The sequence below is a fragment of the Mycolicibacterium tusciae genome, from assembly GCF_002086795.1.
GTDB lineage: Bacteria > Actinomycetota > Actinomycetes > Mycobacteriales > Mycobacteriaceae > Mycobacterium > Mycobacterium tusciae.
Map to the genome: position 1 here is coordinate 116,235 of NZ_MVIM01000009.1, position 13,927 is coordinate 130,161.

Here is a 13,927-nt window from a genome sequence, read left to right on the forward strand (position 1 = left end):
CTGTTCGCGCATCCGAGGTCCTGTTGCGATACACCAAATGCGTTGAGGCTGGCCTGATCCGGGGATGAGCGAGAGACGGCCCCCCCCTCGTTGCCGAGGGGGCCGTCGTTGTCGTGCTTATTTAGTTGCTGCCCGAGCCGGAGCCGCTGCCGGCGCCGGCACCCGCGCCGCTAGCCGACCCGGAGCCGCTACCCGCGCCGGTGCTCGCTCCGCTGCCCGATCCCGAGCCACTGCCCGAGCCCGCGCCGGCACTCGCGCCGCTGCCCGATCCCGAGCCACTGCCCGAGCCCGCGCCGGCACTCGCGCCGCTGCCCGATCCGGTGCCGCTGCCCGAGCCGGTCCCGGTGCCCGAACCCGAGCCGTTGTCGCCATCACCGTCACCCTCGCCGTCGCCGGATCCGTCGTCCGTGCCGTCACCTGCGCCGTCGCCCGTGCCAGCACCGGAGCCTGAGCCGTCGCCCGTGCCAGCACCGGCGCCTGTGCCGTCACCCGCGCCAACGCCGGCGCCTGTGCGGTCACCCGCGCCGGCACTGACACCCGCGTCTGCGCCCGAGTTGTCGAGGCCCAGCGAACCGTTTTCGAAGGTGTAGGTCTTACCGCCGAAGCTGTAGTCGGTCGGCGCTTGCGGTTCCAGAGTGTCGTTCGCGCTGAAGGCCAGCGTGTCGACCGGCACCGGCGGCTTGATCGCGTTGGCGATCTGGTTGGGCAGCGTGACCGTGAGGTAGGAAACAAGACCACGGTCGAGCAGCCCCTGCCACTCCGAGGTGGTGCCGGCCGGTGTCATTCCGTTGACCAGAGCGTTGAACGCCAGGACCGGGATATTGGCCAGGTTGGTGACGGCGTCGACGTAGTCCCCCTCGCCGAACGCCGCCCGCGCGGCATCCAAGAGTTCCGCCGACTGGAGGATCCCGCCAAGGGCCGGCTCGAAGATCGCCTTGGTGAGCGCGAACTCGGAGATCACGTCGAGCAGTACGGGCAGCTTCTCCGCGCCCGGCAGGGCACCAACGAACTGAGCCGGGATCGACAGAATCGGAATCAGCGGACGGATGCCCCCCAACACCCGAAGCACGAACCAGCCGTTGATCTCGGAGAACGACTCGACGAACTGCCCCTGCGACAGGTACGTGAGCGTGTTGGTGAGCACCTCCGGGAACTGCTCGGCGGCGAGCGTCAGTCGGTCGATGGTGTCGGTGATCGCGGTATCGATCACGGGACCGAAGTTGGAGTTGAAATTGATGATCTGGTCCAGCAGAGGACCCGGGTTGAGGGTGTTCTGAATCAGGATGTTCGCGACTTCTTGGAAGATGTAGCCGGTGCTCAGCGCCCCGACCAGGTTCTCCGTCGCCAACGAGGAGCCCTCGATGAGCGTGTCGAGGCTTGCGAACGTGTTGGCGATGCTCTGCTGCCACGCGATGAGCGGGTTGGTGGCCGCCGTGAGCTGAACCGCCGCCTGCGTGACGCGCTCTTGGACGTCCTGGACGGTGGGCATCGGCGGGGCCACCGGGCTGACCGCGATCATGCCTGCACTTGCCATCGCGACGCCAGCAACCATGAACTTGGTGCTGCGGCGAGTTGACGGCGAGTGGCTGGGCGACAGATCGAAAACCGGCGAGTCGGCATGAACTGCGAGTTGCACGTTGTCTCCTGTTGTGCCTGTGAATTTGCCTTATGGCAGCTGAAGATTAGCTGAGGCTAACCTTATAGACAAGAGATTGGTCTGACTAATTAGAGGGTCGCCTTCGGGGCGGTGCGGCGCCTCATTGATGTCCAAAAGGCGACGACATCGCAGCTAGAGCGTGGTGATTGCAAAATCACGAAGCAGCAGGGCGCGAATTTACACCAGAGTCAGACGTCGCGGGGGGCTACGTGCGTCAGCGTGTGGGTAATCACCGCACTTTGCGGGGCGCGCTCAGCCATTCCCCTTGGAGGGGGTTGCTGAAGTTCTTCGTCCGACCCCCGGCGCCGACCCAAAGCATCGAGCAACCCGTATCGCGTGCCCACTCCTGCAAATTCGGGCGACCGGAGTGAGCAAACCCTCGGAGAGGCTGCCGCCATTCGCCGAAGCCGATGAGGTTGATGACGGTGAAAGCACAGCGCGTCATGCGGTCGCGTCTGACGGCGATCGCCTGGCAGATAACCCGCTAGGTGGCGGGACGCGCCGCCCGTTCGGCCGCGTGGTCCTCAATGGCCTTGCCGATCGCATGCGACGCGCGGTCGACGAACTCGGTTCCGCTTGCGGCTACCCAGTCGGCCGAAGCGGACGGCCCCTTCAGTTGGCCCGTGAAATGTGGAATCACATACTGCGCGAAGAGGTCATAGCTCTTGAGCTTGGCAGCGGGGGGTGCCCAGTCGTGATCGAACAATAGGAATGCACCGAATCCGCCGTCGCTCGCCTCGACGAGTTCCTCGATCTTGGCGACCGCGTCCTCGGGTGTCCCGATGACTGCGAAACCGGACTCACGGTTGTTGGCGATGATCTCCGCCGGAGTGTCGCCCTGTACGGGCCCGGCCGGAAGGATGTGGCTGAAATAGCGCGAGAATTCCGCGATTCCGTATTCGACGTCGCGTTCGGCCTGCTCGCGAGTCTCGGCCAGGTGCATCGGGCCGACGAGTCGCCATTTGGAGCGGTCGGCGACATGGCCATGGTCTGCGGCGACCTCCTCCCACGTCGACCAATGGTGGGCGAGCATGTTCATGCCTTGCCTCGCGGTCGCCGCTATCGACAGCATGCCGATCCCGTGCTTGCCCGCTCCGCGCGGGCCGGTGGGGGAGAAGGACGCGGCGACAGCGACATCGAAGCAGGGGTCGCTGTAGGGCTTCAGCTGTAGCCGGGCGTCCTGGAGGGTGAATCCGTCGGTGTCCATGGTGACGGTTTCGCCGCGCAGTAATCGCATGATCGCGTCGAGGCACTGCTCCATACGGGGCCGCTGCTCATCGGCAGGGATGCCGAGCATGTGCGCGTCGGAGGTGAGCTGGCCTGGCCCGCAGCCGAGCATGACCCGGCCTCGGGTGAGATGGTCGAGCAGCACCATGCGATCGGCGAGCATCAGGGGGTTGTGGTACGGCAGCGAGCTGACCCCGGTCCCGAGCTTGATGTGCTTGGTTCGCTCGGCGGCGACGGCGATGAACACCTCGGGTGAGGCGATGATCTCGAACCCGGCGGAATGGTGCTCGCCAATCCACGCCTCGTGGAATCCGAGCTCGTCCATCGCTTGGATCAGTTTGAGGTCACGCTCGAGAGCGAGCGTCGGATTCTGTCCAGTGGGATGGAACGGCGCCATGAAGTTTCCGAATCGCATTCGGACATTCTGGACCTGGCCCCGCACCGGGTTGCAGGCGCGTCTCAGAAGGCGGTGAATGGTCCTGCCTGGCCCTGAGCTGGGCGATAAGGTCGGGCATGACAACACCCGAGACGGCCCAGGATCCGGCGTCGGCAGCCACCACCGTCGTCGTGGAGGGGATGAACCCGAAAGCCCTCACCCAGCGGATCAGCGTGGGGGAGCACCAACTGGTTGCCGACGAGCCGCGGCCGATCGGCGAGGATGCGGGTCCGACACCCTACGATCTGCTACTCGGGGCGCTCGGTGCCTGCACTTCCATGACGGTGCGGATGTATGCCAAGCGCAAGGACTGGCCCCTTGACCAAGTCCGAGTCTCGTTGCGGCACTCGCGTATTCACGCACAAGACTGTGCAGACTGCGAAACCCGCATCGGAATGCTCGACCATATCGATCTTGGCGTTGAGTTGATCGGGGATCTCGATGATGCCCAGCGGCAACGATTGCTCCTGATCGCCGGACGCTGTCCGATTCATCAGACCCTGACCTCGGAGATCCACATCGTCACGACATTGCGCTGAGGCCAGGCTGGGTGGCGGCGACGCGCCGAAGAATTGACGTTTCCGTCGGCGAAGGCCGGGTATCCGCCCCACAGGAGGTGGGAAGATGCCCGTCTGGAGCTGGTTCTTCATCGCAGCAGGTGTTCTGATCGCGTTGACATTGTTACTCGCCGTGGTATTAGCCGCGACCGGTCGCAGGAGAACGAGGCGCTTAAAGCAGCATTTCGGTCCGGAGTATGAGCATGCCGTAGAGGATGCCGGAGATCGGCGCGCCGCCGAGAACGAGCTGGTGGCGCGTGAACGAAACCGGAAAAGGCTCGACATCGTCGCGTTGACTCCCGAGGCCCACCGACGATATTCGGAGCAGTGGGTAGAGATTCAACGCTCGTTCGTTGACGACCCCTCGAGCGCAGTCGGCTACGCAGACCGCCTGGTGACCGAGGTCATGCGCGAACGCGGTTATCCAATAAGCGATTTCGACCAGCGTGCATCGGATATCTCGGTCGATCACCCCGGCACGGTCGAACATTATCGTGCCGCGCACACCCTGCACCTGGCGCAGGAGAAGGCCGACATCGGCACGGAAGCGCAGCGGCAGGCCTTCGTTCACTATCGCGCGCTCTTCGAGGAATTGCTCGGCGCAGATCGCGCAATCGAGAGTGACACGCCAAAGGAGGCGACGGCATGACTACCCACGACCAGCAGAACGAAAGTGTCCCGATGCGGTCTGAGCAGCCTGAATTCTCCGAGCCCGGTAGGGAACCTGTTCCAGCGCAGCGTGTTTCGCCAGAAATATGGGACGACACCGGCGTACCATCCAACGTGCCGACCGGCGTTGCACCCGCACACGACCACCCATCGGTCGCTCATGAAGAGGCGTCAAACGCACCCGCCGAGTCACCTCAACCCGAGACGGTGCCACCGAATGCTGAAGATCAGCCGCCCTCCGACGAGTTGCTTTTCAACGCAGACACTTCCGGATTGCGGTCGCGCTGGGACGACATTCAGGCGGTGTTCGTCGACGACCCTGCGGATTGCGTGCAAAAGGCCGACACCCTGGTGGCCGAGGTCGTCGAGCAGGTGACAGCGGGATTCTCCGAGGCCCGCTCGCGACTCGAGGCGCAGTGGGCGAGAGGTGAGCAGGCGTCCACCGAAGATCTACGTCTGGCCCTGCAGCGGTATCGCGAGTTCTTCCAGCGGTTGCTTGCGGCGTAAACGTCACGCAACTGGCCCGCCGTCCATAAGGGACGGCGGGCCAGTTGCGGTTTGAAGTCGGTTAGTTCTTGAACGCGTCTTTGATCTTCTCGCCGGCGTCCTTGAGGCTCGACTTGGCCTGATCGACCTTGCCCTCGTTCTCGGTGCTGCGGTCACCGGTCACCTTGCCCATGGCCTCCTTGGCCTTGCCGCCCGCGTTGTCGATCTTGTTGCTTGCCTTGTCGCCTGCACCCATGACGTCTTCCTTCGCTTATTTACAACGGCCCGAATGAGCCTTAACGGGTGGGATACCGCTAATCGAGTCATCTGAAACGTTTCGTCATGATCGGGCGACGCGAGGAGTCCGGTCCGGGTGCTCAGCGCCTCGGAGGGACGCCGAGCGCCAACACGGCTGTGTCGTCCTCGACGCCTGCACCGAAACCCTCGAGTAGGGCGGAAACGGATTCGACGATGCGTGATGCGGATGTCGGGGAGTGTGCTTTCGCGAAGCGCAGGAGTGCACCTTCGTCGTCGTATCGTTCGCGGCCGACGCCCGTGCTGGCTTCCGTCAGCCCATCGGTGTAGAGCACGAGCGTGTCGCCGGGTGCGAGGACGAATTGGCTGGCGACGAAGTGCGGCTCGGTTGTGATGCCGACGGCCTGGCCGCCGATGTTGTCGACGTAGTAAGCGCTGCCGTCGGCGCCGAACAGCAGGGGCGGCGGGTGCCCGCCGCTGCCCAGATGGACATCGAAGCCGTCGTCGCTCCTGGTCAGTTTCCCGAAGATCAGGGTGCAGAACCGGCTGAGTTCGCCACCGAGTTCCTGGCTCAGGACGGTGTTGAGGTTGTGAAGCACTTCCACCGGGTCGTCGTCGTAAACCGCCGCGGCGCGCAACGTGTACCTGGTCAGACTGGTCAGCACAGCGGCTTCGACACCCTTGCCCGAAACATCGCCGAGGAAGAACCCCCACGTCGTGCGCGACAGCGGGAAGAGGTCATAGAAGTCGCCACCCACCTCGTCGACCGAAGCGGTGTAGTAGTACTCGGCGGCTTCCAGGCCGGCAGGTGGTGACAACATTGGCGGAAGCAAAGAGCGTCGCAACGTTTCGGCGAATTTCCTGACTCGCCCCTGCTCTCTTTCGGCCTGCTGGCGGGCCTGCAGGAGATCTACTTCGTAGGCACGGCGATCGGACGCGTCCACGATGCTGATCCGGAGAAATTGCGGCTTCTGGTAAGCGTCACTCTTCACGTTCGCGGTGAGAAACATCGGCAGCCGTGTCCCGTCGGCGGACACCATGTCGACGGTCACACCGTTGAGTTCGCCGCCCATGTTCAGCAGAGGCCCGAAATGAGTGTCGTACAAGATGCGTCCACTGACGGTCAGGAGATCGGTGAATAGCTTACCGCGCAACGTATTCGGATCGTATCCGAGCCACTTCGTCAGCGTGGCATTCGCTTGGATCATGCGTCCGTCGGTGTCGGCGATGATCTGTCCGCTTGGAGCGTGTTGCCAAAAATCCTCGACGGAGTAATCGGTCATGTCGAGCGGGCGAAAGCAGCAATCGCATCGGCGGTGGCAAGCGGGGCGCTGACATGCGGGCAGTGCCCGGTTGCGTTCAAGGTGACGATGTGACTGCCGGGGACGTGCGCATGCACGTACGCTCCCACCTCGCGCGGTGCGATCGCGTCCTGCGCGCATTCGATCACCAGTGTGGGTAGCGATATCAGCGGCAGATCGGCGCGATTGTCCGAGAGGAATGTGGCGCGAGCGAACACGCGGGCGCACTCCGGGTCGGTGCGGCAGAAGGTCGCCGCAAGGTCATCCTGCAGGTCGGGACGGTCGGGGGTGCCCATGATGACCGGCGCCATGGCCTGCGACCACCCAAGATAGTTCTGCTCCAGCGACTCCAGGAGTTCGTCGATGTCCGCAGCCGAGAAACCGCCGCGGTAATCGTCGTCATCGAGGTAACACGGCGAGGGCGTCAGCAGGACGAGTTTGGCGAATCGACTCGGGTCTCTGATCGTGGCCAAAGCCCCGATCATCGCCGACACGGAATGGCCGACGAATACCACCTCGCGCAGATCCAGCTCGTCGAGGATCTCCAGAATGTCGGCGGCGTAGCCGGCCAGAGAGGAGTACTTGTTGGCGTCCCAGGCACTCCGGTCCGACGATCCCGAGCCGACGAGATCGATCAGTATCAAACGAAAGTCCGACCTGAGTTCGTCGACTACGTGACGCCATAGCGTTTGATCACATCCGAAGCCATGCGCTAACAAGAGGGTCGGGCCGTCATCGGCGCCGACAATATTGATGTTGTGCCTGGCGTGAACATCCACAATTCAGCTTAAGCCCCCAGTGCACTCGGCTTTCAACGCCGGTCTCGAATTCATCGGTCGGGTTAGCGGCGAACAGGTAGCAGCGCCAAGGGAAGTCGGAGGGCCCGCTGCGGTTGCCGGCCCGGTCGACTAGACCTCGAGCTGAGTGTGCGACCGACCAGGTGGGCGATGTCGCGCCAGTTGCGACGGACGATGACACCCGCGGTGAATCCGCACAAGAAGCCGACAGTGAGATACCGACGCGCCCTCTGCTTCTTCCGCCGCGCGATCACCGACGCGGCATGGCCGCATACCGCGGCGATGGCGGCGACCGCCACCAACAGAAAGATTACCTGCGGCACCATGTGACCTCCGGGGCCGTTCGTCAATGCAGGCCGCTCAGGCGATCCAATCACTGCGGACGCGGTAAGACGATCCTCGGTCTCCATTCGTGACCAAAGCGAGGACGAACTGTTAGATCGCCAGACCCGCGATGATCAGCCGTGTCGTGGCCTCGGCCCGCTTTCGCCCGTACCCGCGCCCTTCGGACAGAATCGGATAGACAACGGCCCCCACGATCGCGTCTGCCGCCGAGGCGGCGGTGGCCTCGTCGACGGCACCTGCGAGCAGTCGCATACGAACACTCTCCAGCAGAGGCGCGCTGAATCCCGCGCGCAGCCTGATTGCCGTGTCCTCGTGCTCCATGCAGGCCACCGTGAGGATGCGCAACATCGCCGATCCGCGCTCGGTGGTCAGCGTCGCAGCCAGCCTGCCCGCCCACCTCACCAGGTCGTCGACGAGATCATCGGTGTGCTGTACCGCGGCGATCATCGTGTCCGCGTCGGCGAGCAGAACGTCGGCTACCAGGGCAGGTCGGGTCGGCCACCAACGGTAGATGGTCTGCTTACCGACGCCTGCGCGGGCGGCCACAGCCTCGATGCTCGTCCCGTCGAAGCCGCGCTCGAGCAGCAACTCACGCGTTGCGGTGACGATCGCGACGCGCGACTTCTCGCTGCGGCGGCGCGGAGCTGTGACTTGGCGGACCATGTGCGCATCCTCGGTTGCCGGTGCGTCGGACAACCCCGTAGTGTGCCACAAGACGAGACGGTCCGTCTTGTTAACGAAAGGCGGCGTGACGTGCCGATCGGGCTCACCCCGGAGCAGGGGCAACTGGAAGAGGCGGTCGACCGCTTCGCGGCACGGCATGCCGCCGTGGACCAGACCCGCGGCTCGTTCGACGAGATTGCTGAAGGAACGCTGCCCAAGTGGTGGGATGACCTTGTCGCACAAGGCTTTCACGCGGTACACCTCCCCGAATCGTCTGGCGGACAGGGCGGTTCGCTGGTGGATGCGGCTTGTGTCATCGAGGCCGCGGCCACCGCGCTGTTACCCGGGCCGCTGCTGCCGACAGTGATCGCCGGCGCCATCGCGCTGTCGGCCGACAATGTGCCCGCAGCGGACAAGCTGTTGAGCGACCTCGCCGCCGGGGTCGCCGCCACCGTCGTGCTGCCGGAGTCCGGCAATTTGCGCGCGAACGTCGTCGACGGCGCATGGCGCGTGACCGGATCGTCGGGCGACGTTCTCGGGCTGTGCTCGGCCGCGGCGATCCTGGTGGCCGCCCGGTGCGCGGACGGCGAGACACTGTGGTGCGTCGTCGATCCGGCTGCCGCTGCGGTGTCGGTGCAGGCGCGCGGCGGCACCGACCTCACCATCGACGTCGGCATTCTTCACCTTGATGACCTCGACGTGCCGGATGCGCTGGTGCTCAATGGCATCGACGACGACGCGGCATGGGATATCGCCGCCGCACTATCGGCCTGCGCCGCAGCCGGAACGTTGAGGTGGGCGGTCGATGCCGTGACCGAGCACCTGCGGACCCGGGAACAGTTCGGCAAGCCCATCGGAACCTTTCAGGCGCTTCAACACGAAGCGGCGATGCTGCTCGTCAACAGCGAATTGGCCGCGGCGGCAGCGTGGGACGCGGTGCGCGCCGTGGACGAAGCGCCGGAGCAACGACAACTGGCGGCCGCTGGCGCCGCCGTCATGGCGGTCGCGCCTGCTCCCGACCTGCTGCTCGACGCGTTGACGATGTTCGGCGCGATCGGGTTCACCTGGGAGCACGACGTGCACTTGCATTGGCGACGCGCCACCAGTCTGGCTGCCTCGATGGGGCCGATCACCGGATGGTCGCGGCGCCTCGGCGAGCTGGGCCGGACGCATGTTCGCGACATGTCGGTGAAGCTCGGCGACGGCGAAGCGGAATTCCGCGCGAGGATTGCCGACGTGCTGGACCGGGCGCTCGAACTGCGTAACGACACGCCGAGCCCGCTTGGGGATTACGACCACCTCGCCAGCGGGCCCCAGCGCACGCTGATCGCCGACGCCGGTCTGATGGCACCGCATTGGCAACCACCGTGGGGGGTGGGTGCGACGCCCCTGCAGCAGCTGATCATCGACGATGAATTCGCCAAGCGGCCCTCTCTGGTCCGGCCGTCGCTCAACATCGCCGAGTGGATCCTGCCGTCGCTCATCGGCTCGGGATCGGAAGAACTTCAGCAGCAACTGATTCCGCCGACACAGCGCGGCGAGTTGCTCTGGTGCCAGTTGTTCAGTGAACCCGGTGCCGGATCCGACCTCGCGGCGCTGAGCACACGCGCAGTGAAGGTCGACGGCGGCTGGCGCATCAACGGCCACAAGATCTGGACGTCGTCGGCGCAATACGCCGACTACGGTGCACTGCTGGCGAGAACGGACCCAGATGCCCCGAAGCACAAGGGTATCGGTTACTTCATCATCGACATGCGCGCCGAGGGTGTGGAAATCCAGCCGATCAAGACGGCGGATCGTGACCCGCATTTCAACGAGGTGTTCCTCGCCGATGTCTTCGTACCCGACGAGATGTTGCTCGGGGGACCGACCGACGGCTGGAGTCTCGCGATCTCGACGATGGCCCAAGAACGGGTCGCGATCGGCGCGTACGTGCACATTGACCGCGCCGGTGCCCTGCGGCATCTCGCCGGCGAGGCCGGACCCGATCAGGGCATGGTGCTCCGCGCGCTCGGCGAACTGGACGCCTACAGCAACGCGATCAAGGCGCTCGGTGTGCGCGAGACGATTCGGCTGCTCGACGGACAAAGCGCCGGACCGGCGTCGAGTATCGCCAAGGTGGCCACCAGCATCATGCTGCGCCGCACCTTCAAGGCCACCCTCGAGTTGGCGGGACCCCTTGCCGTGGTCGAACGTTCTGAACCCCCGATCGTCGCACCATACCTGCGGCTGCCCGCGGAACTGATCGGCGGTGGCACCCGCCAGATTCAGCTCAACATCATCGCGCAAATGATCATGGGTCTGCCCCGCAAGTGAAATAGCGAGAAGTAACCCTCGGTCGAGGACCCCTGCCGGGCTGGCAGCCGGTAGGTCAGACGCGCGACGTTCCCGTCCAGTACTCGGCGATGCGCCCATCGGCGATGCGCAGGATGTCGTTACCGACGAACTGTGCCTCGCCGGAACTGTTGCGCCCGCGCCCGATCCACCGGCCTGCCGTCAGGCCGCCCTCAGTGAGCGGTCCGAGCACGATTTGAAAGGTGAGCTCGTCGAACGCGGAGCGGGTCTCGTCGATGATCGCCGCCAGTTCCGCTGGGCCGCGGATGTCCCTGCCGGGCCAGTGGCCGACGAAGTCTTCGGCGACCAGGTCGGCGGTCACCGTGCCGCCGGACCAGACTTCGTCCACCCACCTCCTGAACAGCTTTGTCGCTGCACCGGATTCGATCATGTCCGTACCTTTCTTCGGATCAGACGAGGAAACAGAAGACGCCGACGGCGACGCAGGTGACGAGCATGCCTGTGGCGTTGAGGAACAGATTCCGGCCGTAATCGCGGGCGAGGACATGGGCGGCGATGGCACAGAGGAAGTACGCCACCAGCGCCGCGCAGGTCAACGCCGCCAGGTAGGGGATCCAGAGCCCAGCGACCAACCCGGCCGCGGCGGCCAGTTTGATCGGCGGCATCAGCCACCAGAGCCGTTGCGGCCAATTCACCCCACGGAAGCAGTCCGCGATGAATGCGGCCGGCTTGATGCACAGCAATGCATCCACCAGCTGGATGGCCGCCAGCACCGCGACGGGCCACTGCGGATCGGGCAATGACGTCATCCGGCTCTACCTCTCCACCCCGGCGCTGTTGGCTGGGCAAAACAAACCGTACCGTATCGTATGATTTGGCTCAAGCGCCCGGCTCGGGCACGAGTGGCAGCAGCATCTCGTAGACCCGCCCGAGTTCCTCGGGCCCAACCGGCGGCACGGACACCGCCGCGCCGAGCGCGACGAGATACGGCAGCAGAGCGGCGACCCGCGCATCGGAGTCGGTCGCGACATGGGGGCGCCAGATCCGCTGGAGCGCCATCAGCCTGGCCCTGTCGATGCGACCCTGGACCCGGTTCACCTCGTCGTCCCAGCTGGCCCACGCACGCACCGCCAGTTCGAGCTCGGGATGGTAGATGCCCGCCCGTCCACCGGCGACGAGCTGCGTGAGTTGGGTCAGCACGGCCCGGGCGTCACCGGGCGTCGGGGCGGCGCCGATCTGTTGCTCCAACGCGTCGATGGCCATCGCCTCGATCTGTGCGAGCAGCTCGCGCTTGTAGCCGTCGGCACCGCTGAAGTGGTGGTGGAAGGACCCCTTTGACAGCTTGAGCCGCGCCGCGATGCGGTCGATACGCAGACCACCCGCGCCCTCGGCGGCCAGCACCTGAAGGCCGGCGTCCAGCCACTTCTCCCGCGTGTTGTTTCGATTCACGAGCACGCCGCCATGGGTTATATAATACTAGACCGTATGGTTTGTTATGACGAACGGCGCGTCGAGTTTCACAGCTCAGGCGAGGTGTGCAGGGGGATCCTGATCACACCGCCGGGCGAGGGCAGGTCGCCGGTCGTGGTGATGTGCGCCGGGTTCGCGGGAACACAGCGCACGCCGGCCATCAGGGCAGCGGCCCACGCGTTCTGCCGGGCCGGATTCGCTGTCCTGACATTCGACTACCGCCGGTTCGGCGACAGCGACGGCCGGCCGCGGCAGGTGATCGACCTGGCCGGCCAGCGCCGCGACATCGAATCGGCGGTCGACTTCGTGTCAGGCCAGACGGAGATCGACGCCACCCGGATCGTCCTGTGGGGCACGTCGCTTGGTGGTGGCCACGTCACCGTTGTGGCGGCGCGCCGCGGGGACATCGCGGCCGTCATCGCCCAGGTGCCGTTCAACGGCTTCCCCCGCAGGGTGGAGGGTCGAAGCGCAGCGGCGACCGTCCGGCTGCTGTCGGCGATGGCCATCGACCGGATGCGCGGCCTTCTCCGGCTCCCGCCGTACTACATCGATGCGGTCGGCGCGCCGGGATCGACGGCCGTGATGGCGTCGCGGGCGGCAGAGCACGCCGTCGCACTGCTCGACGGCACAGGCTGGGTCAACAGGGTCGCTCCCCGCGTGCTGTTCGCGATGATGCGCTACCATCCCGGTGCCTCGGCGGCGTCGGTCACCGCACCGTTGCTGGTATGCGCCGCGACCGAGGACTGCGAGACACCGCTGGAGTCGGTCGCCGAGATCGCCCGGCGGGCACCTGAAGGACGGCTGCTCACATACCGTGTCAGCCATTTCGACGTCTACGACGCCGCCGTTCGCCAGCATCTGATCGCCGATCAGATCGCGTTTCTCGACAGCGTGCTGCGCTGAGGGAGCGCTGCGGTCAGTGGGCTTCACGGCATTCGCGGTCGACGACGCGATGCTCGACACGTTCTCCGACAAGACGCGCCATCGCGGGCCCGAGGCAATAGGGTTCTTCAAAACAGGGGATCTGATGGAGCTATTGGCAGCGCAGCGGGAATTCACGGCGTACGGGCCGTCGCATCTGATCGTGCTCGCGGTGTTCGCGATAGGCGCGGCGCTGCTCGTTTGGAGTGGACGTAAGCAGACCGAAGCTCAGGCTCGTCTCTTCAGCCGGGGTTTCGCGCTCGTCATCCTCGCGATGTTCTTGGTGGCGTTGACGTACAAGCTGATGAGCCCGGTCCTTGACACGTCGATACCGCTGCAGCTCTGCGATGTCGCGGAACTCGTCGCGGTCTATGCCCTCTGGACACAACGGCATTGGGCGTTTGTGCTCACGTACTACTGGTGCCTCGTGCTCAGCTCGCAAGCGCTGATCACACCCGACGTCGGCACGGCAGAAGAAGGGTCGCCGGATTTCCCCCATCACCTTTTCATCACCTTCTTCGCGCTGCACGTGCTGGTCGTGTGGGCGGCCATTTACCTGACGTGGGGGCGGAGGATGCGGCCGAGCTGGCGTGACTACCGGTTCGCGATCATCGCCACCCTGGTGTGGGGAGCATTCACGTTCACGTTCAACGCGATCGTCGGGACCAATTACGGCTACCTGAACGGCAAGCCACCGACCGCATCGGTACTGGACTTCCTTGGTCCGTGGCCGGTGTATCTGCTCATCGAGGTCACTATCGTGCTCGTCGTGTGGGCGCTGATCACCTGGCCGTGGGAGCGCATGCGACGCCGAACCGAGCAGAGCCAGACCGCAGTCTGAGGCCCCA

General features: G+C 65.1%; 16 protein-coding genes. 6 read left to right on the top strand and 10 right to left on the bottom strand.

Annotated features, from left to right (window positions below):
• Positions 1-121: 121 nt before the first annotated feature.
• Both BST47_RS30915 and BST47_RS18085 read right to left on the bottom strand, forming a co-directional pair.
• On the bottom strand, positions 122-1,636 hold the full coding sequence (locus BST47_RS30915) for a hypothetical protein (protein WP_107529012.1): 1,515 nt from the start codon (positions 1,634-1,636) through the stop codon (positions 122-124).
• Positions 1,637-2,141: 505 nt separating this feature from the next.
• Positions 2,142-3,299 carry an LLM class flavin-dependent oxidoreductase gene (locus BST47_RS18085; RefSeq protein WP_083127098.1) on the bottom strand — a complete coding sequence of 386 codons (1,158 nt, stop codon included), beginning with the start codon at positions 3,297-3,299 and terminating at the stop codon, positions 2,142-2,144.
• Positions 3,300-3,397: 98 nt separating this feature from the next.
• Between BST47_RS18085 and BST47_RS18090 the strand changes: the two genes are divergently transcribed.
• The 3 genes from BST47_RS18090 (at position 3,398) to BST47_RS18100 (ending at position 5,053) form a co-directional block, all read left to right on the top strand.
• Positions 3,398-3,859 (top strand): OsmC family protein, encoded by a 462-nt coding sequence (locus BST47_RS18090; RefSeq protein ID WP_083126961.1) that lies wholly within the window; start codon positions 3,398-3,400, stop codon positions 3,857-3,859.
• Between the two features lie 85 nt (positions 3,860-3,944).
• A complete protein-coding gene (locus BST47_RS18095) occupies positions 3,945-4,526 on the top strand; it encodes a hypothetical protein (RefSeq protein ID WP_083126963.1) in 582 nt (193 codons plus the stop codon).
• Positions 4,523-5,053: a hypothetical protein gene (locus tag BST47_RS18100; protein WP_083126965.1), complete on the top strand. Its 531-nt coding sequence runs from the start codon at positions 4,523-4,525 to the stop codon at positions 5,051-5,053. Before BST47_RS18095 ends, BST47_RS18100 begins: the two co-directional genes overlap by 4 nt.
• A 61-nt stretch (positions 5,054-5,114) precedes the next feature.
• On the opposite strand, the gene BST47_RS18105 is transcribed toward BST47_RS18100, so the two are convergent.
• The 5 genes from BST47_RS18105 to BST47_RS18125 all read right to left on the bottom strand — a co-directional run bounded on the left by BST47_RS18105 (position 5,115) and on the right by BST47_RS18125 (position 8,393).
• Positions 5,115-5,288, bottom strand: a complete 174-nt coding sequence (locus tag BST47_RS18105; protein WP_083126967.1) for a CsbD family protein — start codon at positions 5,286-5,288, stop codon at positions 5,115-5,117.
• Positions 5,289-5,409: 121 nt separating this feature from the next.
• Complete coding sequence (locus BST47_RS18110) at positions 5,410-6,570, bottom strand: SpoIIE family protein phosphatase (RefSeq protein WP_083126968.1); 1,161 nt, start codon at positions 6,568-6,570, stop codon at positions 5,410-5,412.
• Positions 6,567-7,367 (bottom strand): alpha/beta fold hydrolase, encoded by an 801-nt coding sequence (locus BST47_RS18115; RefSeq protein WP_083126970.1) that lies wholly within the window; start codon positions 7,365-7,367, stop codon positions 6,567-6,569. The genes BST47_RS18110 and BST47_RS18115 overlap by 4 nt, the downstream gene beginning before the upstream one ends.
• Positions 7,368-7,429: 62 nt before the next feature.
• Complete coding sequence (locus BST47_RS18120; RefSeq protein ID WP_133056226.1) at positions 7,430-7,708, bottom strand: hypothetical protein; 279 nt, start codon at positions 7,706-7,708, stop codon at positions 7,430-7,432.
• 112 nt (positions 7,709-7,820) lie between these two features.
• Positions 7,821-8,393 (bottom strand): TetR/AcrR family transcriptional regulator, encoded by a 573-nt coding sequence (locus BST47_RS18125; protein WP_083126974.1) that lies wholly within the window; start codon positions 8,391-8,393, stop codon positions 7,821-7,823.
• A 90-nt stretch (positions 8,394-8,483) separates the two neighbouring features.
• Here BST47_RS18125 and BST47_RS18130 point away from each other — a divergent pair, with 90 nt between their 5' ends.
• A complete protein-coding gene (locus BST47_RS18130) occupies positions 8,484-10,709 on the top strand; it encodes an acyl-CoA dehydrogenase family protein (RefSeq protein ID WP_083126975.1) in 2,226 nt (741 codons plus the stop codon).
• 55 nt (positions 10,710-10,764) lie between these two features.
• Here the strand turns inward: BST47_RS18130 and BST47_RS18135 are convergent, their stop codons facing one another.
• From BST47_RS18135 to BST47_RS18145, 3 genes are all read right to left on the bottom strand, one after another.
• Positions 10,765-11,118 carry an ester cyclase gene (locus tag BST47_RS18135; RefSeq protein ID WP_083126977.1) on the bottom strand — a complete coding sequence of 118 codons (354 nt, stop codon included), beginning with the start codon at positions 11,116-11,118 and terminating at the stop codon, positions 10,765-10,767.
• A 19-nt stretch (positions 11,119-11,137) separates the two neighbouring features.
• The gene (locus tag BST47_RS18140) at positions 11,138-11,497 is read right to left on the bottom strand and encodes a DoxX family protein (RefSeq protein WP_083126979.1); all 360 of its coding nucleotides are present in this window, start codon (positions 11,495-11,497) and stop codon (positions 11,138-11,140) included.
• 70 nt (positions 11,498-11,567) lie between these two features.
• On the bottom strand, positions 11,568-12,137 hold the full coding sequence (locus BST47_RS18145; protein WP_165799814.1) for a TetR/AcrR family transcriptional regulator: 570 nt from the start codon (positions 12,135-12,137) through the stop codon (positions 11,568-11,570).
• A 36-nt stretch (positions 12,138-12,173) separates the two neighbouring features.
• Here BST47_RS18145 and BST47_RS18150 point away from each other — a divergent pair, with 36 nt between their 5' ends.
• Together BST47_RS18150 and BST47_RS18155 are read left to right on the top strand one after the other, a co-directional pair.
• Positions 12,174-13,061, top strand: a complete 888-nt coding sequence (locus BST47_RS18150) for an alpha/beta hydrolase (protein WP_083126983.1) — start codon at positions 12,174-12,176, stop codon at positions 13,059-13,061.
• 124 nt (positions 13,062-13,185) lie between these two features.
• A complete protein-coding gene (locus BST47_RS18155; RefSeq protein ID WP_083127099.1) occupies positions 13,186-13,920 on the top strand; it encodes a YwaF family protein in 735 nt (244 codons plus the stop codon).
• Positions 13,921-13,927 lie beyond the last annotated feature (7 nt).

Coding starts and splice junctions, on each gene's coding strand:
- BST47_RS18150 (WP_083126983.1), top strand. CDS start 12,174: ATGGTTTGTTATGACGAACGGCGCGTCGAGTTTCACAGCTCAGGCGAG.
- BST47_RS18135 (WP_083126977.1), bottom strand. CDS start 11,118: ATGATCGAATCCGGTGCAGCGACAAAGCTGTTCAGGAGGTGGGTGGAC.
- BST47_RS18110 (WP_083126968.1), bottom strand. CDS start 6,570: ATGACCGATTACTCCGTCGAGGATTTTTGGCAACACGCTCCAAGCGGA.
- BST47_RS18085 (WP_083127098.1), bottom strand. CDS start 3,299: ATGCGATTCGGAAACTTCATGGCGCCGTTCCATCCCACTGGACAGAAT.
- BST47_RS18125 (WP_083126974.1), bottom strand. CDS start 8,393: ATGGTCCGCCAAGTCACAGCTCCGCGCCGCCGCAGCGAGAAGTCGCGC.
- BST47_RS18095 (WP_083126963.1), top strand. CDS start 3,945: ATGCCCGTCTGGAGCTGGTTCTTCATCGCAGCAGGTGTTCTGATCGCG.
- BST47_RS18140 (WP_083126979.1), bottom strand. CDS start 11,497: ATGACGTCATTGCCCGATCCGCAGTGGCCCGTCGCGGTGCTGGCGGCC.
- BST47_RS18105 (WP_083126967.1), bottom strand. CDS start 5,288: ATGGGTGCAGGCGACAAGGCAAGCAACAAGATCGACAACGCGGGCGGC.
- BST47_RS18100 (WP_083126965.1), top strand. CDS start 4,523: ATGACTACCCACGACCAGCAGAACGAAAGTGTCCCGATGCGGTCTGAG.
- BST47_RS18155 (WP_083127099.1), top strand. CDS start 13,186: ATGGAGCTATTGGCAGCGCAGCGGGAATTCACGGCGTACGGGCCGTCG.
- BST47_RS18090 (WP_083126961.1), top strand. CDS start 3,398: ATGACAACACCCGAGACGGCCCAGGATCCGGCGTCGGCAGCCACCACC.